Source organism: Kitasatospora sp. NPDC088861 (assembly GCF_044750105.1).
GTDB lineage: Bacteria > Actinomycetota > Actinomycetes > Streptomycetales > Streptomycetaceae > Kitasatospora.
Window position 1 is genome coordinate 7,153 of sequence record NZ_JBIVJF010000027.1, and the last position, 24,119, is coordinate 31,271.

Annotated in this window: 20 protein-coding genes; 6 read left to right on the forward strand and 14 right to left on the reverse strand. The window is 72.1% G+C overall.

Annotated elements, in window-relative coordinates:
- The 8 genes from ACIP37_RS30805 to ACIP37_RS30840 all read right to left on the reverse strand — a co-directional run.
- Positions 1-107, reverse strand: a 107-nt coding sequence (locus tag ACIP37_RS30805; RefSeq protein ID WP_380424506.1) for an ALQxL family class IV lanthipeptide, incomplete at its 3' end; no start/stop codon positions are given.
- Positions 108-157: 50 nt separating this feature from the next.
- Positions 158-268 (reverse strand): ALQxL family class IV lanthipeptide, encoded by a 111-nt coding sequence (locus ACIP37_RS30810; protein WP_363586623.1) that lies wholly within the window; start codon positions 266-268, stop codon positions 158-160.
- Between the two features lie 50 nt (positions 269-318).
- On the reverse strand, positions 319-429 hold the full coding sequence (locus tag ACIP37_RS30815) for an ALQxL family class IV lanthipeptide (RefSeq protein ID WP_363586623.1): 111 nt from the start codon (positions 427-429) through the stop codon (positions 319-321).
- Positions 430-535: 106 nt separating this feature from the next.
- Positions 536-2,350, reverse strand: a complete 1,815-nt coding sequence (locus ACIP37_RS30820) for an alpha/beta hydrolase family protein (RefSeq protein WP_400810707.1) — start codon at positions 2,348-2,350, stop codon at positions 536-538.
- Complete coding sequence (gene lanL / locus ACIP37_RS30825) at positions 2,344-5,127, reverse strand: class IV lanthionine synthetase LanL (RefSeq protein ID WP_363632208.1); 2,784 nt, start codon at positions 5,125-5,127, stop codon at positions 2,344-2,346. Before lanL ends, ACIP37_RS30820 begins: the two co-directional genes overlap by 7 nt.
- Before the next feature lie 227 nt (positions 5,128-5,354).
- Complete coding sequence (locus ACIP37_RS30830; protein ID WP_363586626.1) at positions 5,355-8,264, reverse strand: AAA family ATPase; 2,910 nt, start codon at positions 8,262-8,264, stop codon at positions 5,355-5,357.
- Positions 8,265-8,384: 120 nt separating this feature from the next.
- The gene (locus ACIP37_RS30835; RefSeq protein WP_363586627.1) at positions 8,385-8,591 is read right to left on the reverse strand and encodes a hypothetical protein; all 207 of its coding nucleotides are present in this window, start codon (positions 8,589-8,591) and stop codon (positions 8,385-8,387) included.
- On the reverse strand, positions 8,588-11,554 hold the full coding sequence (locus ACIP37_RS30840) for a type 2 lanthipeptide synthetase LanM family protein (protein ID WP_400810704.1): 2,967 nt from the start codon (positions 11,552-11,554) through the stop codon (positions 8,588-8,590). The genes ACIP37_RS30835 and ACIP37_RS30840 overlap by 4 nt, the downstream gene beginning before the upstream one ends.
- Positions 11,555-11,733: 179 nt before the next feature.
- Between ACIP37_RS30840 and ACIP37_RS30845 the strand changes: the two genes are divergently transcribed.
- From ACIP37_RS30845 to ACIP37_RS30855, 3 genes are all read left to right on the forward strand, one after another.
- The gene (locus ACIP37_RS30845; RefSeq protein ID WP_363586629.1) at positions 11,734-12,369 is read left to right on the forward strand and encodes a PadR family transcriptional regulator; all 636 of its coding nucleotides are present in this window, start codon (positions 11,734-11,736) and stop codon (positions 12,367-12,369) included.
- Entirely contained in the window at positions 12,359-13,789 is a 1,431-nt protein-coding gene (locus ACIP37_RS30850; protein ID WP_363632205.1) for an alpha/beta fold hydrolase, read from the forward strand. Before ACIP37_RS30845 ends, ACIP37_RS30850 begins: the two co-directional genes overlap by 11 nt.
- Positions 13,790-14,103: 314 nt before the next feature.
- Positions 14,104-14,715, forward strand: coding sequence for a hypothetical protein (locus tag ACIP37_RS30855; RefSeq protein WP_363586631.1), 612 nt, complete (start codon positions 14,104-14,106; stop codon positions 14,713-14,715).
- A 77-nt stretch (positions 14,716-14,792) separates the two neighbouring features.
- Here the strand turns inward: ACIP37_RS30855 and ACIP37_RS30860 are convergent, their stop codons facing one another.
- Together ACIP37_RS30860 and ACIP37_RS30865 are read right to left on the reverse strand one after the other, a co-directional pair.
- Positions 14,793-16,133, reverse strand: a complete 1,341-nt coding sequence (locus ACIP37_RS30860) for an FG-GAP-like repeat-containing protein (RefSeq protein ID WP_400810701.1) — start codon at positions 16,131-16,133, stop codon at positions 14,793-14,795.
- Between the two features lie 56 nt (positions 16,134-16,189).
- Positions 16,190-17,533, reverse strand: a complete 1,344-nt coding sequence (locus ACIP37_RS30865) for an FG-GAP repeat domain-containing protein (RefSeq protein WP_400810700.1) — start codon at positions 17,531-17,533, stop codon at positions 16,190-16,192.
- An 889-nt stretch (positions 17,534-18,422) separates the two neighbouring features.
- On the opposite strand from ACIP37_RS30865, the gene ACIP37_RS30870 reads away from it, so the two are divergent.
- Positions 18,423-18,650, forward strand: coding sequence for a CU044_2847 family protein (locus tag ACIP37_RS30870; RefSeq protein WP_400810698.1), 228 nt, complete (start codon positions 18,423-18,425; stop codon positions 18,648-18,650).
- 395 nt (positions 18,651-19,045) lie between these two features.
- Here ACIP37_RS30870 and ACIP37_RS30875 read toward each other — a convergent pair whose 3' ends face one another.
- Positions 19,046-19,492: a nitroreductase family deazaflavin-dependent oxidoreductase gene (locus ACIP37_RS30875; protein ID WP_400810696.1), complete on the reverse strand. Its 447-nt coding sequence runs from the start codon at positions 19,490-19,492 to the stop codon at positions 19,046-19,048.
- 212 nt (positions 19,493-19,704) lie between these two features.
- Entirely contained in the window at positions 19,705-20,226 is a 522-nt protein-coding gene (locus ACIP37_RS30880; RefSeq protein WP_400810694.1) for a MarR family winged helix-turn-helix transcriptional regulator, read from the reverse strand.
- A gap of 127 nt (positions 20,227-20,353) precedes the next feature.
- On the opposite strand from ACIP37_RS30880, the gene ACIP37_RS30885 reads away from it, so the two are divergent.
- Positions 20,354-21,580 carry an FAD-dependent monooxygenase gene (locus ACIP37_RS30885; RefSeq protein ID WP_400810721.1) on the forward strand — a complete coding sequence of 409 codons (1,227 nt, stop codon included), beginning with the start codon at positions 20,354-20,356 and terminating at the stop codon, positions 21,578-21,580.
- A 145-nt stretch (positions 21,581-21,725) separates the two neighbouring features.
- Here ACIP37_RS30885 and ACIP37_RS30890 read toward each other — a convergent pair whose 3' ends face one another.
- On the reverse strand, positions 21,726-22,289 hold the full coding sequence (locus tag ACIP37_RS30890; protein ID WP_363632200.1) for a DoxX family protein: 564 nt from the start codon (positions 22,287-22,289) through the stop codon (positions 21,726-21,728).
- A 282-nt stretch (positions 22,290-22,571) separates the two neighbouring features.
- Positions 22,572-23,153 carry a helix-turn-helix domain-containing protein gene (locus ACIP37_RS30895; protein ID WP_363586637.1) on the reverse strand — a complete coding sequence of 194 codons (582 nt, stop codon included), beginning with the start codon at positions 23,151-23,153 and terminating at the stop codon, positions 22,572-22,574.
- Between the two features lie 84 nt (positions 23,154-23,237).
- On the opposite strand from ACIP37_RS30895, the gene ACIP37_RS30900 reads away from it, so the two are divergent.
- Positions 23,238-24,119, forward strand: coding sequence for an SDR family oxidoreductase (locus tag ACIP37_RS30900; protein WP_400844842.1), 882 nt, complete (start codon positions 23,238-23,240; stop codon positions 24,117-24,119).

Consider the following 24,119-nt stretch of genomic DNA (forward strand, 5'->3'; position numbering starts at 1 on the left):
TGGCCGGTGTAGGTGCAGGTCCAGCTACAGGTGTTCTGGCAGGGCCGCAGACCAGCGGCCTCCTCCTCCCCGTCCAGCGCCTGCAGCGCATCGACGTCAACGGTCATCGTGTTCACCCCCCTTCAGGCAGAAAACCCACCATCCGACCGACCCGACATCACTGGCCGGTGTAGGTGCAGGTCCAGCTACAGGTGTTCTGGCAGGGCCGCAGACCAGCGGCCTCCTCCTCCCCGTCCAGCGCCTGCAGCGCATCGACATCAACGGTCATCGTGTTCACCCCCTTTCAGGCAGAAAACCCACCATCCGACCGACCCGACATCACTGGCCGGTGTAGGTGCAGGTCCAGCTACAGGTGTTCTGGCAGGGCCGCAGACCAGCGGCCTCCTCCTCCCCGTCCAGCGCCTGCAGCGCATCGACATCAACGGTCATCGTGTTCACCCCCTTTCCTGAAGGTCGTCGCAGATGACGCCGGCCGTACCGGCGTCGCACGGCCCGAATGGCCGTGAGTCTCTGGTCCCGCGGTCCCGAGCGGTCCTCACGCGTTCCCGGGGCGCTGGGAGAGGAACTCCACCAGCTGCTCCCGCAGGTGCGCGCCCGCGAGGTTCTCCAGCGGGGAGTGTCCGCCGCCGGGTACTTCGGCGTAGCGGAAGTGGGTGCCCTCGCTGTGGCCGGTGTCGAGCAGCCGTTGCCGCAGCTGCCGGGACTGGTCGACCGGGATCGTCCGGTCGTCCGTGCCATGGACGATCATCAGTGGGGTGCGGATCCGGTCGGCGAGGGTCCACAGGTCGCGGGGGCCCAGTCCGTCCTCGACCTCGGTCCGGCCGCCGAGCCGGTCGATGAGCGCACGGACCGCGGGCGACGCCTGAGCGTGCAGCCGGGCGGCGGACAGGAAGGGGGCGACGACGGCGCAGCGGGACCACAGCTGCGGGTCCGCGGCAGCCGCCAGCAGGGCGAGATGGGCACCGTAGCTGACCCCGTACAGCATGGGCGGTGGCGCCGATCCGGGGCGCCCTGCGGCGAGGGCTCTGACCAGGGCGCGGATGTCGGCGAGGTCGGGTCCGCCCCAGGCGCCGTGCAGGGCCTCGGCGTGCGCGGCCCCGTAGCCGGTGCTGCCGCGCTGGTTCGGGGCGACGACGGCGATGCCGGCGGTGGCGAGCCGGTGCAGCACCGGCTCGTATCCGAGGTCCCAGGCCGCCTCGGGCCCGCCGTGCAGGGCGACCAGTACGGCGTCGGCGCTGCGCCAGTCGCCTTGGCAGACGGCCTCGAACTGCCCTGCGGGGCCGGAGAACCGCTCGACTCGCGAGCGTCCCGCCGCCTGGCTTCCGGCTGGGGCCCACTCCGTCGTGGCCTCGGGCGAGAGCACCGCGATCTCGGCCGGGCGGTCCGCCGTGGAGACCGGCACCAGCAGGCCACTGCGCCCCCAGCCGGCCACCTGCTGGACCGCCCCCGCCGCCAGCGGCACCTCCGTGAGCCGGTCCTGGCGCAGGTCGTGGACCAGCAGCCGGGCCCGGGCTCCGCGGAGCACTCGCAGGGCCACCCGCTCACCGGCCGGGTCGAAGGCCAGTGGCAGGACGGCGCCGTCGATGGTGTTGAGCCGCTCGGGGGCGCGCAGTCCGGCCGGATCGGCCAGGGATCTCCACGCCAGCCGGCGTCCCTGTGGCGTGTCGGTCGCCATCAGCAGCAGACCGGAGGACGGGCTTGCCAGCAGGAGGGCGTCGCCTTCCCGGCCGGGCGCGCAGGGCAGGTCGTGGTGGCTGCCGTCGGTGAGATCGACGAGTACGGTCCGGGAGCGGCTCTCGTGTCGCAGGGCCACGCCGAGCAGCCGTCCGCTGTGGTCCAACCCGCAGATGCGGCCGACCGTGCCGGGCAGGGCCGCGACCGGCTCCCACCGCAACGGACTGTCGAGCACCCGGTACAGCGTCGACCGGCCCGGGCTGTCGGAGCGGACCGCCAGCGCCAGGGTGCCCGGTTCGGCGGAGGCGACCAGACGCAGCGCGCGGCACTCGACGGTGAGGCGCTCGACGGTGAGGCGCTCACCGGCCCGCCCCGTCTCCGGGTCGGCCAGGACGAGTTCGTGCCGGCCGGCCGCACCACGCAGCAGCAGGAGTCTCCCGTCCTCGGTCGGCAGCGGCTGGGTCCGCAGGGACTCCTCCAGCGCGAGCGTCCGGCGCCGGGACGACGGCCCGTCGAACGACCGGTGCTCGGGCACCAGGCCGCCCCGCGAGCCTGTCGTCAGGCACGCAGCATGCTCGGCCGTCGCGGAGAAGGCGAAACTCGTCCGGGTGGCCGGCAGCGCGGGCACCACGGGCAACTCGGGCGCGCGGCTCGGAGCCGGGGTCCAGGTCACCATGCGCCGGCCTCGATCCCGACCGGCTCGTCCGTCGGCACGGAGAGTGCGAGGGAGTCGGGCAGCCAGAGCCGGGTGCCGCCGTGCCGTAGCCGGACCAGTGCGGCCAGCATGCCGGCCGTCCCACCGCTGTAACCGGCCGTCACCTCGGTGTTCGACTCGTCGGGCAGGAGCAGGAGACCGTCGCGCAGCGTGTGGCGCGCGTGGGCACAGGCGACGAGTTCCGCCGCCCGCTGGCGGTAGTCCGGGTCGTCCAGGGCGGCGGCCAGGTCCAGCAGGAACTCCGCGTTGCCCGCCAGTCCGTGGCAGGCCGCCGGAGAGAGCTGCCACCTCCTGCGGTACACCTCTGCTGCCGCCTGTTCGGCCAGGTTCCGGTAGCGCTGGTCGGCGGTGGCGGTCCAGAGCCTCACCAGGAAGGTCCCCACTCCCGAGGATCCGCTGCACCAGTAGGGCGGACGGAAGGGGGCGTTCTCGTCGTGGTCGCTCTCGGGCCACCAGGCCGCACCGTCGCCGGTCCGCGCTGCCGCCACCAGGGTGTCACCGGCGCTTTGTGCGAGTGCCAGGAAGTCGTCCCGTCCGGTGGCCTGGCCGGCCAGCAGGAGAAAGGTGCCGATTCCGGCGACGCCATGGGCGAATCCCAGGTGCTTGGCTCCCGCCATCGCGGAGTCGAAGTCCTTCGGAACGGGCCAGAGCGTTCCGGACCGGCCCGGTTCGGCGGCGGCCACCAGCCCCTCGGCGGCCTCGACCGCCCGGGCCAGGAAGTCCGGCTCGCCGGTGGCCTGCCAGAAGTGCAGCTGTGTCAGACCCGCGCCGGCCGCGCCGTGGCAGACGTCGGGGTTCGGCCAGCGCACCGGCACCGCCCGGGCCAGGCGTGCCGCGGTGTCGGCCAGCTTGTCGTCGTCCAGCAGCCGGGCTGCGTCCAGCAGTGCCCAGGCGGTGCCGGAGCGGCCGAAGTACAGGCCGGGGAGCTGTGGTTCGTCCAGCCGCAGACGGCCCGCCGTCCAGTCGGCCGCCTCGGCGACCCCGGACCTGAGCCGGGGGTCCGTCCGCGCGACGTCGGCCGCGGTGAGCACCGCCAGGACCCCGGCGGCGCCGTGCTGCACGTTGAGCGGGTCGTTGAGGGCGGCGAACCCGTCGGCGGGCCACAGCCGCGGCTGCCCGGCCGGGGTCATGGTGTCCAGCAGGTGGGTCAGCCCGTCGGCCAGGACCCGCTCCTCGACGTCCGCCGCAAGGACCGGGCGTGCCGGTTCCCCGGGAAGCTCCGGCCGGCCGGACCGCAGTTCGGCCAGGAGCTCGCGCAGCCGCTCCAGGCTCCACCGCTGATCGACGGACTCCGCCATCAGCCCGAGGATCGCGGGGGCGAACGGCCGCGCGACCGGGTTGTCGGCAAGGGCCCGGGACACCAGAAGGGCCAGACGCTCGCCGTTCGTGCGGGTTGTCGGGCGGTCCGCGGCGAGCACCGTCTCGGCGCCACTCGCCAGGTGGAACAGGACCGCGCCGAGACTGAACAGGTCCGAGGTGAAGTCCGGCGCCGGGCCGCTGTGTTCCGCGGCCACCACCTCGGGCGCGGCATACCCCGGGGTGTAGGCGCGCTGGACCTGGTCGCCCGGTCGAACGATCATCTCCAGGTCGATCAGCCGCAGCGCCCCGTCTCGGGTGAGCATGAGGTTGTTCGGGTTCAGGTCCCGCAGCACATGGCCGGCGGCGTGCACACGCTCGACGATCGTCACCAGCTGCTCGACCAGGTCCAGCAGGACGGCGCTGACCGGCGCGGGATTCGCCACCACCCAGTCCCGCAGGTTCTCTCCGTCCACGCGTTCCTGGACGAGGTAGAGATTGCCCCCCTGGGTGAACACGCCGAACGCCTGCGGGCACACGCCCAGGGGTGCCAGCGCCGCGTGCATCCGCGCCTCGTGCTGCAACAGGTCGCCGGCGTCCGTGCCGGCGACGGTCGACCCGACGTGGCGTCGGGCCTCCTTGATGACGACCTGCCGATCGGTCTCCCGGTCCGTGCCGTAGTACACCCCGCCCTTGTAGGTGTGCCGGACGGCCGAGCGCACCACGTAGCGGCCGTCGAGAAGGACGGCGGCCGGACGGCTCGCCGCCTGCGGCTGCGAACCGGGCTGCGACTGCGGCTGCGGCTGCGGACCGGGCTCCGGCCGCTGCTGCGGCCACGGCGACCGCGCCCAGGCCGGTGGCTTGAACCGCGCCAGGCGGAGGTCCCTGACCAGAGCGCCGTCGGGGGTGCGCAGCAGGGACTCGACGGTGCCGTCGTTGCCGAGCTGCGTCGTGCCGGTGAAGACGCCGTAGCGGTAGTGCACCAGGCTGCCGGGGCGGTACGGCCGGTCGGAGAGGATGCCCGGGCCGGGCAGCCCGCGGGTGGCGTGGTGGAGCTCCTCGGCGAGTGCGCGGAAGTGGTCGTCGTCATCCGGATAGACGGTGATGAACTTGCCACCGCCACCCCGGTCGTAGCTCGCGGAGACCAGTTCGGTCACCCGGTCGAGAGTGCCGGCGAACTTGAACGAGGCCCGCCCGGCGACCAGGACCTCTGCTGCCTTGAGGAGGACGATGGGCGCGGACAGCGGGGTCGCCGAGAGGTGCAGCTTCCACCCCTGCGCCGGGATGGTGCGGCCCTCCGGAGCGACGTGGCACCAGAACTCCCGCGAACCGACCGTCCAGCCGCGCGCACCCAGCCGGTGCAGGACCGACGCCACGAGGTCCGGGAGCAGGTCGGAGTCCTCGTCGCGGACCGCGCTCGGCGTCGCTCTCGTACCTGTCATCAGCGGGCCTCCTGCGGCGGTGGGGAGCGGCGGTGCGGGGCGGCGGCGGACCGCTCTGCTCCGTTTGCATCACCGATCCTTCCGGCGATCCGCCGGCCCGGCATCGGGGCGGCCCACGTAGGTTCCGGTCGGCGACCGGGCGAATCCGGCCGGCGGGCACGTAGGTTCCCGGACCGGGACGTTCATCGCCCGGTACCCGCAGGCCGGTCGCGGGGTCAGGCACGGGGTCAGGCACGGGGGGAGACCTCGATGGCCAACCGGCAGAGCGCCGCACGGTCGGGACTGCCGGTCTTGCTGATCAGCGTGGCCATGTGCTTCTCCACCGTGCGCGGCGAGATGGACAGCCGCCGGGCGATGTCCTGGTTGCCGGGCCGCTCCACGAGCAGGGCGAGGATCTCGTACTCGCGAGCGGTGAGGCCCTGCGCGCGCAGCTGGGCCGGGATCCGGTCCCACCCGCTGCGGCGCTGGGCGACCGTCGCGCCGCTGCGACGCAACAGGGCCCGACAGGCGCCCGCCACCGAGGGGATGTCGTGGTCGTGGAAGTACTCCTCGGAGGTGCGCAGCCATGCCACCGGCTCGCCCCAGCCGTCGGCGATCGCCGCCTCGGCGACCAGCCGCAGTCCGAGGTGATGGGCCATCGGGAAGAGCCCGGCACTCTGCTCGGCCCTACGGACGGCCAGGGCGGCCTCCTCGGCCCGCCCCTCCCGGCCCAACAGGACCGCGTGGGCCAGCAGCAGGAACTGCCGGTTCCAGACCAGCCCCGCCGCCGGGGCGGCGGCCACGGCTTCGTACTCGGCCCGGCCTGCGGTGCCCGCGAGAACGTCCAGCAGGGGGCCCAGCCCGTACCGTCCGGAGAGGTAGAAGACGTTCGGGTGCCGCTCCTCCCATGCCGCCGCGGCGGCGAGTTCGGTGACCGCCTGGATCCGGTCCTCCTCCAACAGCGCGCAGATCGTGCGACAGAGGCCGAGCATCACCGGGGTCAGGAAGGACTCACCACCACCGGACTGCCGGAAGAGCAGCAGCTCGTGCTCCATCTCGCGGCGGCGTCCCGCGTGCGCGGCGAGCGTCGCCGAGGTGAGCAGCAGGTAGCGGTGGGTCCCGAGGTCGCTCATCCGCGCGCTGGCGTCCAGGCAGCGGTCGATGGTCTCGCGCGCCTTCGCGCCGTTCCCGGTGAGCACCGCGTTCATCGCGAGCAGTGCCTCCACGCGCTGGGTCAGCATGATGGCACCCAGCCCTCGCGCGGCGTCCCGCGCCTGTTCGAGCGTGCGGGTGTCACCGGTCCGCATGAAGCTGTTGGCGCCGAGCCGCAGCGCGGCCTCGATGCGCCAGACCGGCAGGCTGTGGGTCTCGGCGACGGCCAGCATCCGCCGCAGGCACTCGTCCGCGTCGTCGAAGCCCCGCTCCCGGGCCAGCAGCGCGAGCAACTGCCAGGCCTGGCAGGCGACCACCGGAAGCCCCTCGCGCTGCGCCACCGCCGCCGCCTCCAGGGCCGACCGCTCGGCGTCGACCATCCGCTCGCCCTGGCCCGGGAGCAGGGCGAGGTGCCCCTCGACCACGGCCAGCGCGGCGGTCTGCTCGGGGCCGGCGCAGCTGTCGAGGAGCGCCCTGGCCGCCGCCACGTGCGCGATGGTGTCGGCGCTCCGTTCCGCGATCACGGCGGCCCAGGCGAGCCGGGTGTGCAGCGCTATCCTGCGGTCGGTGCCGAGAGACCCCGCCCCGACGGACGGCAGGGTGTCCGCCGAGGCGAAGGCGCGGTCGAGTTGACCGGCTTCGGCGAGGGCGGACAGCAGCGCCTCCGTGATGTCGGTCCGGTCCGCCTGGTCGGCGAGGTCGTGAGCGCGCTCCAGCAACCGGACCGCCGACCCCGACGTGCCGTCGGCCAGCGCCCGTCGGCCCGCCTCCGCGTACGCCAGCGCCGCCGCGGCCTCGTCCCCGGCGGCGAGACGGAGCCCCGCGACCACCTGACACCGGCCGTCGGTCAGCTCGGGATCGGCCTCCAGCAGCGACGTGGCGGCCTGGCGGGCGATGGCCGCGCGCTCCGCCCGGGGGAGGTTCGCCAGCAGCGCCTCGGCGGTGAGCGCATGCCGGAACGCGTACTGGTCCGTACCGGCCCAGTCGGGGACGAGCAGGCCTGCCTCGACGCCGGACCTGAGATGGGCGAAGAGGGTCTGTTCGTCGTGCCCGGTGATGAGCCGGAGCGTGCCGACCGAGAAGCGGGCGCCCAGGGTGGCCCCGATCAGCAGGAGTTCCCGCAGCGCGGGGTCCAGCAGATCGATCCGGTGCCCGTAGCTCTGGACGACGCTCTCCGGAACGGTCGCGGAGAGGTCGCGGACCACGTGCCAGCCGTCGGCCTCCAGGCGGAGCGCCCCGGAGCCGACCATCTCCTTCAACAGTTCCTCGATCAGGTACGGGTTCCCGTCGCCGCCCTCGGCCAACCGGTCGGCCACGGCCACCGGTACCTCGTCGACGGGAACGGCGAGGCAGCCGCCGGCGATCGCGCGGACGTCCGGCGCGGCCAGTGGGCGCAGTGGGAGAAGGGAAGCCGTCCGGCGCCGTTCGGCCGCGCGGGCCAGGTCGAAGGCGGCCCCGGGTTCGGGGCGCAGCGTGGCCAGCAGCAGCACCGGCAGTCCGGCGATGTTGTCGACGAGGTACTCGACGACGGCGATCGTCTCGGTGTCCGCGTCGTGCAGGTCCTCCAGCGCCAGCACCATGCCCGTCCCCCGCCCGAGGACGGCGAGCAGGCGCAGCAGCGCCTCGGCGAGTTCGACCACGCTCTCGGGGTAGCCGGGGACGGTGGTGTGCCGCCATTCCGGAACGACCCGGGCCAGGGCCGGACGGTAGGGTTCGAGCTCCGCGTCCTCGGGCGGCCCGCTGGTCCGGAAACGGGACGACAGCGCCTCGACGAGCGGGCGGAAGGGGGTTCCCGCGCTCGTCGGGCTGCCCCGGCCGCGCAGGACCGGCAGGCCCAGGTCGGCGGCCTGGCCGCAGCAGTCGCCGAGCAGCCGGGACTTGCCGATCCCGGCATCTCCCAGCAGGAACACGGCACGACCCGCCCTCTCTCGGAGCGCCGTCAAGGCGCCGCTGAGCTGGGAAAGTTCGGCTTCCCGGCCGATGGTGACCGACGAGGTTGTACGCATACCGCGCAGGTTACTGGAGGGTTGTGACGGTCCGACAGGAATGGATCAAGGGGGGTTTCTCACACCCGGCAGCCGGTGCGACCCTGTCGGAGGCACCGGCTGCCGGTCGGCGGATGCCGGCTACCGGCTCACCTCGGGGCCGCCGGTGAAGGTCATCGTCGGGAACTGGTGGGAGAACCGCACGCCGTCGTGCGCGGCGAGCAGAGCGGTGCGACGGGCAAGCCCGCCGGCCGCCCGGAGCCTGATCTCCCCGGCGGGGTGATCCACGGCTTCGCCCTGCCGCATGCCGGGCTGCTTCCACTGGCGGACCAGATCGGGGGTGTTCATGGTGTTCGGCCGTTCCTTTCCTGAGGCCACGGCGTCCACGATGACGACCGGGGCGTGATCGGCGGCTGCAGCAGCAGCGCCGAAGCTGTTCGTTCGGGGGCGGCGAGCCGCAGCAGACCGTGTCCGATACCGGCGAGCCCGGTCAGCAGGCCGGGTGTGCCGAGCCCTCCAGGGGTGCCGCAGCGCGGTCCGCTCCGGTCGAGCGTCTCCAGCAGCGCGCCCGCGCGCCGGTTCCGCACGGTGTGCCCAACGGAGTGCTCGGCCGTACCGGTGAGCAGTTCGAGGGCGCCGAGTTCACCGTGGCAGAGACTGTGGTTGGGCAGTGGGTCACCCAGCGCGAGCACCCTGACCGCGCTGTCGACGAGCTCCGTCGGCCCGGCTGCGCTGTCGGAGGCCGCCAACGCGATGCCCGGCAGGCCCGTGCACCAGGAGTGGTCCAGGTCCTGCCCGACCGCCGCCCGCAGGGCGGCCAGCCCCGCCTGCTCGTACCTGGCGCCGCCGCCTTCCGCCGCGAACCTGAGCAGAGCCCAGCCGATGCCCGCCGATCCGGTACCGAAGCCGGGGGCGGCGGGGAGGGGACGATCGGCGAGGCGGGCCGCGCACAGCTGCGCACCCTGCCAGGCTTCGGCGGAGCCGGTGGCCGCGTGCACCGAGAGCAGGGCCGCCAGGCCGCCGGCGGTGCCGTCGAAGACACCGGACGCGTCCTCGGCCCGGGCCGCAGCGGTGGTGAGGGCCACGGCCGGTCCGATCCAGCTGCGGATCTCGGCGTCGTCCAGGGTGGTGGACACCTGGGTGAGGCCGTAGGCGATACCGCCCAGACCGGCGAAGGCCCCGGACCCGACGACACCGAGTTCCTCCGGGTGCTCCGCAAGCCGCTCCAGCAGGCGGGGCAGCGGCCGCAGAGCACGGCGGGCCACCTCCGCGTAGCGCGCCTCGCCGGTGAGGCCGGCGAGTTGCGCCAGGAAGAGCGCCACCCCCGGGTAGCCGGCGCCCAGGTCGGCACCGGACGGTCCGACCCGCCAGTACCGGTCCGCGAGGAGTTCGAGCCCGAGCCAGTTGATGCGCGTCCCGCTTTGCTTCGCCCTGTCCACCAGCTGGTCGCCGATGCCCCGGGCGGCGGCAAGCAGCCGTGCCGGATCCAGGGCGGATCCGCGGGCGGGCCGGGGAGGAAGCCCGGGCGGGGCGCCGACGCCGTGGGCGGAGGCGGTGGACCTGCCGGCCATCGCCGCCCGGACTATCCACTCCTGCTCGTCGCGGTCCGTTCGGCCCATCGCCCGGATCTTGTCCGACACCCGGTCCAGACCCGGCCGGTCGAGTACGCCGGGCAGCCGGCGACCCGTGCCGCTCCAGAGGTCCGACGAACCCGGCCGGGTGGTGAACAACGGGATGTCGCCGTCCCACAGTTCGGCGATCTCCTCATCGAGCAGCGCGGGCCAACCGGAGGCTTCGAGCGCGTCCGTCCCCAGGAGGCTCAGGATCTCGTCCCGGTCCGCCGCGTCCCGCAGGACGTCGGGGTGGGTCGACTCGTCGAGCAGCGTCGCGTAGACGAGGCTGGCCCGGGCCACCACGCGCACCTCGTCCTCCGCGAACCCGCGCAACAGGCCCTGTGGTCCCACGAGTTCGTCCCGGCCGGCCTCGATCGCGCGGTATCCGGCGCGGAAGCCTGCGACGAGGGCCTCGGTGTACCCGGCCGGGTCCGCTTCGGCTCCGTCGAGCAGGGGGCGGTTCCCGGCGCCGGTGATCTCTCCGGCCCGGCGGACCAGTCTCATCTCGTCCGTACCGCCGGCCGCCCAGTCCACACCCTCCACCGGTGAGCGGCGCCCCGCGTCACCGCCCAGGCCAGAGACGTCGACCGCCGTCTCGTCGCCGAGCAACAGACGCGGCAGCAGGCCGCTGCGGTACACCGAGGACTCCAGCGCGCGAGCCGCCGGATCCTCCTGCGAGTCGGCCGGGACGCACGGATGGAAGAGGGTCTCGACGTCGACCAGGACGGGTTCGTCCTCGCAGGCGATCAGGTTCTCGAAGTGCAGGTCGGTGCCGTCCAGTGCGTACAGCAGCGCCAGCCACGCACCCTGCCGGAGGTAGAACCGCTCCAACTGCCGCTCCGCCGTGCAGGAGCCGGGCGCGACGAACTCCACCCAGCCGTACCCGTCACGCTCCAGCAGAGCGAGGACCCGCAGCCCCGGTGTACCGGGCCGCGCGTTGAACCAGCCGACCAGCTCGTTGAAGCGCCCGTGCACGCGCAGCGATCTCGGCTTGTACACCACCCGGGTACCGTCGGCGAACCGCAGCACCGCGACGCTGCGCCCACGGCGGTGCCCGTCGCCCGTGGTCCGTTCGACCGCGACCAACCGCCCGGGGTCGGCGCCGGCCAGCAGGGTGGCGACGATGTCGGCCCGGTCGGCGGCGAACCGGTCGAGCAGTTCCGCCAACGCCGAACCGCCGTGGCGGCAGGCCTGCGCCAGGAGGCGGGCGAGCACCGGGTACTCGCCCAGCAGCGCGGACAGCCCGTCCTGACGTCCGGCCAGAAGCAGGAAGCTCCGGAACCGGTCTGATGGTGCCGCGCCGTCGAGGCGGCCCGTCACCCTCGCGACGTTGAGCTCCAGCACGAGGGTGCGGGCGGCCAGTCGGGCCAGCGCACCGGCGAGCTGTCGGACGAAGTCCGCCCGGATGGCCCGGAGGTCGGCCACGGCGTCCAGCAGGGCGGTCGGGAGTCGCACTCCGGCCAGCTCGGCGAAGGGCGCCAGCACGGCCGCGAAGCCGGTGATGCCCGGCAGCTCCCCGGTCGGCACGCGCGGCGCCGACTCGGCGCGGGAGAGGGCCGATTCGGCGCGGGAGAGGGCCGATTCGGCGAACTCGGCCCACTCCGGCCGCTGGCCGCAGGGCAGTTCGGCCGCGGGTACGCCCCGCAGCCACCAGGCGCCGTCCGTGGTCTCCGCTGCTCCGACGTGCTTGTCGATCATGATTCTGAGCCTCCCAGCCGATGGCAGGCCCACACAAGCCGATTCCGTTGCCCACCGGACCATCAGGATCGAGCACCTGCTCTCGTGTCCGCCGCCCCTGTTCCTGCCTCAACTGCTGACTCCGGGTGGCCGGGATCGGCCGCCGCCCCGAGGGTCCGCGGGAATGGTACGTTCGCCCCATGACCCTATCTGGAAGATATAGCGAGGATCCTCACGCCGCCGACATCGGACTGCCGAAGCTCACGCCCACGGGATGGACGGTGCTCGGCTTCCTGTCGCTCAGCTCCCGCAACGGCTACCAGCTGCGGCAGGCCGTGCAGCGCTCCGTCGGACACTTCTGGGGTGTGAGCTACGGCCAGCTCTACCCGCAACTGAAGCACCTGGAGGCGAACGGCCTGATCGCCGCGGACGAGCCGGCCGCCGAGCGGGGCAGGCAGACCGTCTGGCAGCTGACCGAGCAGGGCGCGACAGCCCTGGACGGCTGGCTCAGCCTCCCGGCCCAGCCGGCGCAGCGGCGCGACGAGGGCATGGTCAAGCTGTTGTTCAGCGACCACGCCGGTCCACGGGCGATGTTGCGGCTGATCGAGCAGCGCCGCGACGAGGCACGCGGGCGCCGCGATCAGGCCACGGCGACCGTGCCCGGCGCCCAATGGCCCGAACAGACCGAGCGCAGCGCCGACACCGTCCCGGCCACCTGGCTGGTCCGTGCCCACACGATCGCCCTGGCCGACGCGGAACTCGCCTGGTGCGACCAGGCCCAGGCCCTGATCGCCGAACAACTCGGCGCCTCCAGCGAGTCCGACGATGTCCGCTGACCGCGACCTGCCCGGGCGGCGACCACGCGACGTGACCGTGATCCGGATGCTGCTGCTCTTCACGGGCGTCGCCACCGTACTCAACGGCCTACTGGAACAGAACCCGACCTACCCGGCCACCACCCGGGGTTTCGGCGTGTTGCTGGCCGTCTTCGGCCTCGGCTGCTGGTGGACGGTCTGGCGGCTGCGCCGGCCCGGAACACGGCTGTTCGGCCGGTTACTGGTGCTGCTCGGGCTGCTCGCGGCGATCCGGGTCTACCAGGCCCTCCGGTTCGGCAGCGCGCTGCCGGCGGCCGGACTCGTCCTGCCGCTGCTGGCCTACGGGCGGCTGCGCAAACCTGCGGTCCGCCGCTGGCTGGAGCAGGGCGCCGCGGACGGGCCCGCGACACAGCGCACAGCAGCCGGTCGGGCGCCGCTGCTGCGCCGATGGGTGGGGGCGCTGGGCGTGCTGGGTGTCACCGTCGCCGCGCTGGGCGTGCTGACCGGTGCGGGCGCCGCCGCCGCGCTGATGCCCTGCGCCTTCCCCACGCCCGCGGTGGGCGGATTGCAGCAGGACCAGACCACCGCAGCCACGAACGCCGACCCGACCGGGCGGGTCGCCGCGACCGACGGGGTGCCGCTCGCGTACCACGCGTACCTCCCCGCCGACCCGGTCGCGAGCCTGGTGTTCTACCACGGCTCGGGCGCCAACAGCGCGGCCGGGTACCTCCCGCTCGGCCGCGAACTCGCCGACGACCACCACATCGCGACGTACCTGGTGGACATTCGGGGCCACGGCGCCTCCGGCGGCCCGCGCGGTGACGCGCCGACGCCGGAACAGGTCTGGCAGGACACCCGGACCATGGTCGACTTCGTGCACCGGCAGCAGCCGAAACTGCCGCTCTTCGTCGGCGGCCACTCGGCCGGCGCCGGCCTGGTACTCAACAGCCTCGACCGGATCGACGACCAGGTAGCCGGCTACGTCCTCCTCGCCCCGGACTTCGGCCTGCACTCCGACACCGAACAGGTGAGCGGCGGCTCGAACTTCGCCACCGTCTGCCAGCGCGCCTTCGTGGTCAACGCGGTCAGCAACCACGTGCTCGACGGACACACCCCGGCGCTCGGGTTCGCGTACACGTCCCAGGAGGTCCAGTCAGCGAAGCTGGTCCCGCGCTACACGGTGAACATGGCACTGGCGCAGAACGCCGACGACAGCGCCGCCGTGCTGCGCGGCCTGACCAAGCCGCTCGGCGTGTGGATCGGCGCCCAGGACGAGGTGTTCAACCCGGCCCGGGTGATCGCCTACGCGGCACAAGCCGGCCGCCCGGCCGACGACACCTTCCAGACCGTGGCACATGACAACCACCTCGGCATCCTGACGGACGGCGCCGCCTCGATCGGCCCGTGGATCGACCATCAGGCCGGCCTCCGCCAGCGGTGATCCCTCGACGGCGGGTCAGGGCCTCGGCAGACCGGCAGCAGAGGAACTCCGCCTCACTGCCCGGGAGTTGCGATGACCCGCCGTCAGTCGTCGCGCCGGTCACCGGGGACCTCAGGACAACCCACGGCCTCGGGCGCCGACACCGCCCGAACAGCGGCCGCCCCACCGGCCGGTTCGCCACCTGGCCACCGCCGGGCGCTCGGACCGGATCAGCCGAGACGGGACGTCCCGAAACATCGAATTCGCACACCTCATCGCCCCCGGACGGGCAGAGTGGGAACCCGATCTGCCGAACAGTCGACCTGGAGGCTCCCGTGCTCGACCTCTCCCGCGAGGAACTACCGGAACGGCACCAGGAGTTGCTGGACGTCCTAGTGACACGGCATGACCTGGCCACCGAGCGCCGCCGTAACACCTCGTTCGTACTCCTCGACCACGACGGACGTCGCTTCGCCGTCTGTGAGTACGGAGCGCACTGGTACGAGGAAGGCGTACCGGTGCACCTGGCAGTCGACCTGACCACGGGCAGCCATGTGTCGATCACCGCCTACCGCGCCTCCGCCATGTGGCCGGGAACGTTCTGGTCGTTCTTCGAACCCGGCCGCGTCCCCTCCGACGACCCGGTGCGGGCCTGGCTGGCGACCCCGGCGGCTGCCCCCGGGCCGCGCCCGAGCGTCGCCGTGGCGTGGCCGGACCAACTCGAACGGTTCTGCGCTGCGGAGCTGGTCCGCACCGACCAACCCGAACTGCTCGCACAGGCAGAGCTGGTCGCGGACCCGGAACTTCCCGAGGACCAGACCACACTGGTCCGACGGCACTCGGCGGCGGCACTGCCGTACGCCGTGCTGTTCCGCCACGAGGACGCGCTGAGCATCGTCAACAAGCTGATCGGCAGCGGCCGGGGCTGCCCGCTCCCCGAGCTCTGAGCTTGGCGTTCGTCGTCGCAGGTCGAGTGACCTGCGACGATAAACGCCAAGCTCAGAGCGGGAGCGGAACTCAGGGTCTACCAGTCGGTGCCGATGTTGGTGCGGTTGCCGAAGGTGCTCTGGCCGGTGCCGGGGTAGAAGTACATGTCACCCGTCGATCCCTGGGGGGCCTGGACGGCGGCGAGGTCGGTCCTGCCGTCGGCGTTGAAGTCACCGCCGATGAGGTCGCGCATGATGTTCCAGCCGGTACCGGCGTTGATCGGCGCCGCGAAGGAACCGGCGCCGTTGCCCGGATAGACGTACAGATTCCCGTCGCCAGTACCGACCGCCGCGATGTCCGACTTACCGTCACCATTGAAGTCACCGCCGGCGAACTTGCCCAGGGTGTTCCAGCCGGTACCGGCGTTGATCGGCGCCGCGAAGGAACCGGCGCCGTTGCCCGGATAGACGTACAGATTCCCGTCGCCAGTGCCGACCGCGGCGATATCCGACTTACCGTCACCATTGAAGTCACCTCCGATGAGGTGGTCCAGGTTGTTCCAGCCGGTACCTGCCGACCACGGCGCGCCGAACGCGCCGGCGCCATTGCCCGGATAGACGTACAGATTCCCGTTGGCGGTGTTCACCGCGGCGAGGTCGATCTTCCCGTCACCGTTGAAGTCACCCGGTGTCACATTGCTGACCGTGTCCCAACCGGTACCGATCAGACTCCGCTCACCGAACGTACCGACACCGGTCCCCGGGTACAGATACATCTTCCCCGTCGCCGCGTCCACCGCCGCCAGATCGGTCTTCCCGTCACCATTGAAGTCAGCCGACGCAAAACCCGTCATCCCCACCGGAGTAGCCGGCGGAGGCGTGGTGTTGTCTTCAACGACCTTGTTGAGACGGAGGGCCACGTAGCTGCTTGCCGGGTAGCTTGAGATGTTTCCGCTGTAGACGTTCCCGTTCCCATAGGTCACGTCGGTCCTCGGGTTCGACTGGTGGATGTAGGTGAAGTCCCCGGTCGCCTGGTTGTTCCACCTCACGAAGAGCACGACGTGGTCGCTGATGTTGTCCAGCGCGTCGCCGGGGCGGAGTTCACTCTTGTTGATGCGCGTGCTCAGCGATCGGCTGTCGAGGGTATTGGTGGTCGGCGAACCGAGCCCGGTGGCCGACAGGTGCCAAGCCATCGAGATGAATCCTGAACAGTCGGTGCGGTAGGTATGGCCGTCGCCGTCCCCGTACGTCGCGCCCTGGTTGTACTGGACGTTCTGGGCGTCCCAGTACTGGGCGCGCTGCAAGATCTCGGATCGGTTGACGGGGCCTCCGAGGGAGGAGCCGGCCTGGGCGGGCGGCGCGGTCAGGCCCGCGGCGGCCACGGCGGCGATTAACGGAACGAGAACGGACACGCGGCGGAAGCGGCTGTTCTTGGGCATGGCTGTCTACCTCGATCTGGTGAATGGTGTGTGCAGGCGACTGGGTTGGGGGGCGGCTACCAGCCGGTGCCGATGTTGGTGCGGTTGCCGAAGGTGCTCTGGCCGGTGCCGGGGTAGAAGTACATGTCACCCGTCGATCCCTGGGGGGCCTGGACGGCGGCGAGGTCGGTCCTGCCATCGGCGTTGAAGTCACCGCCGATGAGGTCGCGCATGATGTTCCAGCCGGTACCGGCGTTGATCGGCGCCGCGAAGGAACCGGCGCCGTTGCCCGGATAGACGTACAGATTCCCGTCAGCAGTGCCGACCGCGGCGATGTCCGACTTACCGTCACCATTGAAGTCACCGCCGGCGAACTTGCCCAGGGTGTTCCAGCCGGTACCGGCGTTGATCGGCGCCGCGAAGGAACCGGCGCCGTTGCCCGGATAGACGTACAGATTCCCGTCGCCAGTGCCGACCGCGGCGATATCCGACTTACCGTCACCATTGAAGTCACCTCCGATGAGGTGGTCCAGGTTGTTCCAGCCGGTACCTGCCGACCACGGCGCGCCGAACGCGCCGGCGCCATTGCCCGGATAGACGTACAGATTCCCGTTGGCGGTGTTCACCGCGGCGAGGTCGATCTTCCCGTCACCGTTGAAGTCACCCGGTGTCACGTTGCTGACCGTGTCCCAACCGGTACCGATCAGACTCCGCTCACCGAACGTACCGACACCGGTGCCCGGGTACAGATACATCTTCCCCGTCGCCGCGTCCACCGCCGCCAGGTCGGTCTTCCCGTCACCATTGAAGTCAGCCGACGCAAAACCCGTCATCCCCACCGGAGTTGCGGGGCTCTGGCCGATGGCGTTGACGATCTTCTGCGCGTCGGCCGCCTGAACCTGGTAGAGGTCGGGATAGGCCGACTGCTGGACGCCTTGGCAGACCTCGCCGATCGGCTTGCTCTGCCAAGTGTTGTTCGGATACGTCGAGAGCATCGCGCTGATGAACTTGCGGGTCGTCGTCGCCGGATCGAGCCGCTGCGCGGTGGTGCCCCACGAGGCCCGCTGCTGGAACAGGCCGACACTGTCGTGGTCCTCCATGTTCGGGTTGTTCCGCAGGGTGGATTCCACGATCGCCGTGGTGATCGCGATGACCTCGGCCTGCTGCGGTAGTCCGTTGGCCCGCACGGTGTTGACGATGGCCCGGGCGCAGGACATCCGGTACGCGTTCATCGCGTTCCGCAGGCTGCCGGTGAGCTGTTGGTTCAGTTGGGCGGCGGCGGTGGTGTCGGCGGAGGTGATCGTGCCGCAGGACACATCGGGCAGGGTCGCGTGCGCGGGGCTCGTCGCGGCCATCGCCCCGCCGGCCAGCACCGCACTCACCACGAGGAGTTGCAGGGCATTGCGCACAGCCTTCTTCATCGTGAAATGTTTCCTTCGTTCGCGGGTCGGATGTGTCGTCGCCAGAGATCCGGGCCACGACAGGTCTCGAGGGCACTGAGGGAATTCGCCTCGACCGTGCGCCGGACAGGGCATGGACGAGCCCGGTGTGCAACACGTGAGAGCAGAGTGAGAACGCCCCGGTCCGGCGACCGCCCCGGCCGCGCGGCGCCGTCACGGCGACGGACGCGGCGCCCGGGCCGGTGACGTGCGGGTGGGCCCGAAGTGGGCTGCTACTGCCGGCCCATGGTGTCGATGCTCACAAGGGGCGGCGTCGGAAGCGGGGTGGCGGTGACGAGCGGGGTGACGAGGGCGGCGACCGCGGCGGCCTTCGCGATGCGGGTGCGGATCATGGCAGGGCTCCTTCGGAACACACGCGCAACAGGAGGTGGTCCGGATCCGGTGCGTCCCGCGGTGACGCTGCCCCGGTTCCTTTCGGCTGCTTGTCGCTGCCGTTGGGTACGATCCTGCCCTCTGGCCAGTGGCCCAACTAGGGGTCCGCGCTGGCCTGAACCGGCATTGGCCCAAGCCGTCCACCGTGGTCGGATGCGGACGCCCAGTGCCTCGGGCCGGCGCATACGACGGCAGGGCGATCGACGTTCCGGAATGCGGCCGGTGACGGTTCGGAATGTGGCCTTGAACGTTCGATCGTCAGGCTCGGCAAGCTATCTGACTGTTCATCAGCTCCATGCGCGGGTGCTCGCGGCCAAGGCGTTGACACCCGCGCTGCGCGGCGAAGGCTGGGACGTGCAGACATGGGTCAGCAGCTTGTCCGGGTCCCGCTCGACGGCGGTGGATCCATCCTCGTCGAGGCCGTGGACGGAGCGGCCGACCCGGTGAAGGCGGGCCGGGCCGGTGCCGCGATCTACCGGTGGGGCTGTCCACGGTGCTGGGCCCGGTCACCGCGACGGCGAGCACCGTGCTGGCCCGGTTGCGCGAGGCGGAGCCGGCCGAGGTGGAGGTCGGGTTCGGCATCGATCTCGCGACCGAGGCCGGGGTCGTGATCTCCAGGGCCGCGGCCGACCGCCATCTGACGGTGAGGATGGTGTGGTGCCGGGGGCGACAACGGCCCTGCGGCTGTCGGGCGTCGGCGGACTGACCCGTGGACGCCGAACGCACCGCCTACGGGGTCGGATCCGGGCCGGGCCGGCCCGTGGCGGTCGCCCGGGAGCTCGGCCACGACGTCACCGATCCCCTTCGCGTCACCCGTCGGCTCGGGGGCCGACCCGTCGGTGTACCGCTCGACGGCCTTCCTGAGGTACGAGGGGCTCCAGGCCCCGACGGCCCCGCTGACGTCGACGGCCGCCACCCCACCGACGGCACGCTTGAGCGGCGGCAGGACCTCGTCCGAGTGGTTCGCCCGCTTCGGCCGGGTTCTCCGTTCGTGCCATGTCGCGTCGTGTCATGTCGCGCACTGGAGCTGCCGTCCCGGCCGAAGGGCTCGGGCGGGTGGGCGGTTTCTGACCGTCCGGGCCCCGCCCGAGCCGTTCGGGGTCAACGGCCGGCGGTCTCCGGCTCCAACACGAAGACAGGGATCACCCGGTCCGTCTTCGTCTGGTATTCGGCGTAGTCCGGCCAGACCTCGACCGCGCGGGACCACCACAGCTCCCGCTCCGCGCCCTCGACCTCGCGGGCCGTCATGTCCTGGCGCACGCCGCCGTCCTGGAGCTCGACCCGCGGATGCGCGACCAGGTTGTGGTACCAGGTCGGATTCTTGGGCGCGCCGCCCTGCGAGGCCACCAGGGCGTACGTCCCCTCGTGTTCCACCCGCATCAGCGGGTTCTTGCGGATCTTCCCGCTCTTGGCCCCCAGGCTGGTGAGGACGACCACCGGCACGCCCCGGAGCGTCGTGCCCTCGGTGCCCCCGGAGCCCTCGTACAACGCGACCTGGTCGCTGACCCACTTCTCCGGGCTCGGCTGGTATTCGCCGCTAAGAGGCATGCTGTTCCCATCCCACTCGATGAGGACCCCCGACGGCCGACCTGGTGCCGTCCGCCCGAGGCCCTCGCTCCGTTCGGCCGCCTCCATGATTCACCACGAGGCCGCCGCCCGATAGGAGGCGACGCAACGGCGGGGCGCAACGGCGGGGCGCGCCGCCGCGGACCGGACGGGTGGTGATCGACGGTCAACGGCGCGGCTGCGGCCGTGTGCGGTCAGGTGGCGGGCGATGGCCTGTCGTCGTCGAGGAGGGCCAAGCGGGCGATGACGTCGTCGGCCAGCCTCGCGAGCAATCGGCCCAGGTCCCCGCGGTCCTGGTCCGACCAGTGCGCCGTCGCGTCCGTGAACCAGCCGATCATGGACGTCGCGTAGGCGTTCGCGGCCCTCGTCCCTTCAGCGGTCGCCTCGATGAGGCTGGCACGCCGGTCGTGCGGGTCGCCGACGCGATGGACGAGGCCGCGCCGCTCCAGCGCCTGGACCTGTCGCGTGACGTGCGGGCCGACCACCTGCATCCGTTCGGCGATCTCCCCGATGCGCAGCGGCCGGTCCGCCATGTGCAGGGTCATGAGCGCGCTCAGTGCGGGGCGGTCCAGGGCGAGTCCCGCCGCCTCGGCCGCCCGTTCGGCCAGGCGGCCGCGGGTCATGGCGTTGCTCAGCTGGGCCAGCCGGGGCAGGGCCGCCCAGACGGCTGCCGCCTGCTCGTCCGCGCCGGGGTTGTCCGGCGAGTCCGCGGTCATCGGACCACCACCTCCACTTGAATACCTAACTTAGGTATCTATATCCTGGGGCTGCGCCCGCTCTCGCGGGTGCGCTGTGCCGTCCACAAAGATACCTAAGGTACGCATCTTCGGCGTGGCCGCCAGGATGCGACCGCCAGGAGGAGAGCACACCGTGAACAACCACTCCGCGAACCGCAAGGTCCTCATCTCGGGCGCGAGCATCGCCGGCCCGGCCCTCGCCTACTGGCTCGACCGCTACGGCTTCGACGTCACCGTCGTCGAGCGGGCGTCAGCCGTCCGGGGCGGCGGGTACGCCATCGACATCCGCGGCGCCGCCCGCGAGGTCGTCGACCGCATGGGGCTGCTCCCGCAACTGCGCGAGGCCCACGTGGACACGCGCAAGCTCTCGTTCGTGGACGCCGACGGGGCGCCCATCGGCTCCGTCGCCCCCGAAACCGTCAACGGAGGCGCCGCAGGCCTGGACCTGGAAGTACGGCGTGGCGACCTGGCGAGCGCCCTCTACGCTCCGCTCCGCCACCGGGTCGAATTCCTCTTCGGCGACTCCATCGCCACCCTGGACGACCGGGCGGACCGCGTCGACGTCACCTTCGACAGCGGCGCCCACCGCACCTTCGACCTGGTGATCGGTACGGACGGGCTGCACTCCAACACCCGCGGGCTGGTCTTCGGCCCCGAGGACGCGTTCCACCACTACCTCGGCCACGTCTTCGCCGGTTTCACCCTCGCGAACGACCTGGGCCTCGCCCACGAAGGGATCGTCTGGAACACGCCAGGCCGGGCGGCCGTCCTCTACGCCCACGAACCCGCCGAGCGCGTACACGGGTTCCTCGTCCTCAAGCGGAAGGACGCCCCCGTCGACGCCTTCCGGGACCCGCAGGCGCAGCGCGAACTCGTCGCCGCCGCCTTCCCCGAGCACGGCTGGCACATCCCGCGCCTGGTGAACGCGATGCGCGAGGCCGACGACCTGTTCTTCGACGTCGTCAGCCAGATCCACATGCCCACCTGGTCCCGCGGCCGCGTCGCCCTCGCCGGTGACGCGGCCCACGCGACCTCGTTCCTGTCCGGCCAGGGCTCCAGCGTCTCGCTCGTCGGCGCCTACCTCCTGGCCGGAGAACTGGCCGGCCACACCGACCACGCGGCCGCCTTCGCGGCCTACGAGCGCAAGGCACGTCCCTTCGTGGAGCGGAACCAGGCGCTGGCCGCCTCCGGCGGCACCACCCTCATCCCCGGCACCCAGGACATGCTCGACACCCGCAACGCGGCCCTGCGCAACCCCACCAACCCGGCGGGCGCCGAGGGACGCGCCGCCCACAACGGCGTGATCCTGCCGGACTACGACCACGCCGGATGAGCGCGCCCGCGTGCCGGGCTCAGCGAGTTGGACGCGGTTCTGCCGCCCGGCGGCCACACCCTGCTTCGACGGTGCCGACCAGGTCGCCGTCCAGGTCGATGCCGAGCACGTCCTGGGTGAGGGGTGCGCCTGGTTGCTGGTGGCGCTAGAGGGTCACCCCTTGCAGGGACAGCACGATGGCCGCGCCGATGCCGCCCATCCCCAGGGCGACGGCCGCACTCCACCACCCGCCCTGGCCCCACCGGAACGAACGGTCCAGCGCCAGGCGTCCGGGTCCGATGGCGGAGACCGCGATCGCGATCAGCGCCAGGCACAGCGGGTACTCCATGCCGCCCTTGTCGGCCCACAGGCCGCCGCCCGAGCTGACGGACATCGCGTTGATCATCACCCCGATCACGGCGGCGGCGGCCAGCGGGGTGAACAGCCCGAGGGCGAGGCCCAGGCCGCCGCCCAGCTCCGAGGCGCCGCCCAGCGCGGCGAAGAGCACACCGGGCCGGTAGCCCAGGGCCTCGAAGCCCTTACCGGTCGCGCTCAGGCCGGCGCCACCGAACAGTCCGAAGAGTTTCTGGGCACCGTGGCCGGCCAGCAGCAGGCCGGCGAGCCGGAGTACCAGCAGGCCGACGTCGGCGGCGGACACCGGTGGCGGATGCGTGGAGGTCGGAGCGGCACTGCGGACGGAGGTCCGCAGCCGCTCGGCGGTCAGTTTCATGGCGAAGGTCTCCTCCCGCGCGCCGCAACCTCCGCGAGCAGGATCGCCTCTCCCGAGACGAGGCGCCGACGCGCAGATCAGATCGGCCGGGCGCGACTCGCGCCGCCGTCGACCAAGTCCAGGAACCGCCGGACCGGCACCGCCTCGCCGGAGGCATCCGTGCGTCTCACCGATAACCCTCCGAGAAGGGAAGCCGTGATCCAGCACTCTCTGTGTCCACTCTACGCGGCGACAACCGGCGGCAGGACTCCTCGTGGCGGCTGATGCTGAGCTCAGCGGAGCTCAGCGGAGCTCAGCGGCTGCCGCGCGGAGTTGGTCGAATGCGGCTCGCGTGTGGGGCGCCAGCTCGCCGGGGTCCTCGTCGCGGCTGGGGTCGGCCCACCGGGCGTAGCCGAGCCTGAACGCGAGGACGCCGAGTTCGGCGGCCACCTGCGCCGTGGGTTCCGCGACGTTCCGTCGCTTCAGCGCGTCGACCATCGCCGTGGCCATGCCGATGCACTTCAGCACGTTGCGCGCCTGCAACTCCGCGTTCGCCTCGATCGCCGCGTGCAGCAGCGGGCTGAGCTCGCGGTTGAACGACGTCATCTCGCCCGATGCGCGTTCGAGTCCGGCCGCGACGGCCGTCATCGGCGTCGCGTCCGCAGGGGCGCCGTCGATGCCCTCGGCCAGCAGGCGGCTGAGCGCCGTCTGTCCCATGGTGAGGATCTCGCGCTTGTCGGTGAAGTGGCGGAAGAAGGTGCTCCGCGTGAGCCCTGCCCGCTCGGTGATCTGAGCGACGGTCGTTTCGTCGTAGCCCTGCTCGGCGAACAGGCCGAGCGCAGCCACGACCAGGCGTTGTCGGGCATCGGGTTTCCATCGCGGCATAGTGCCAGTCTAGATGACGGGACAAGTGTCGCATCGCGTCGTACAGTGATGGGACAACAGTCGCATCACTCCTCGGAGCTCACCATGCGCGTCTTCATCACCGGCGGCACAGGCCTGATCGGCTCCGCCGTCGTCGCCGAACTGCTCACCGCAGGCCACCTGGTCACCGCCCTCGCCCGATCCGACGCCTCCGCGGCCACCGCGAAAGCCGCCGGCGCCGACGTGCTCCGTGGCGGGCTCGCCGACCTCGACGTGCTGCGGACCGGCGCGGAACAGGCGGACGGCGTCATCCACCTCGCCTTCAGCAACGACTTCAGCTCGCCCGACGCACTCGCGCGAGGGATCGCCGAGGAGAGCGCCGCACTCGCGGCCCTCGGCGACACCCTCGTCGGCACGAACAGGCCGCTCGTCACCGCGTCCGGCACGCCCCTCGTGGTGGGACGCGCCTCGGCCGAGGAAGACCCGCTGCCGCTGGACGGACCTGTCAGCGGACGCAGCCTGTCGGTGAACCGCACACTCGCACTCGCCTCACGAGGCGTACGCAGTTCGGCGGTACGACTGCCGCGCACGGTCCACAACCGGGGCCAGGGCGGGTTCGCCGGGCTGCTCACCGACATCGCCCGCGGCACCGGCGTCGCCGGCTACCCCGGAGACGGCGCGCAGCGCTGGCCCGCCGTCCACGCGCTCGACGCCGCCGTCCTGTTCCGGCTCGCCCTGGAGAAGGCCCCGGCCGGAAGCGCGTGGCACGCCGTCGCCGACGAAGGCGACGCGGTACGCGACATCGCCGCGGTCATCGGACGGCGGCTCGACCTTCCCGTCGAGCCGGTGCCGCAGGAGAGCTTCGGTCCCCTCGGCCCGATCTTCGCGGCCGACCAGCCTGCCTCCAGCGCTCACACCCGCACCGCCCTCCGCTGGGAGCCGACGCACCCGGGCCTGCTCGCGGACCTGGAGAACATCGAAGCCTGA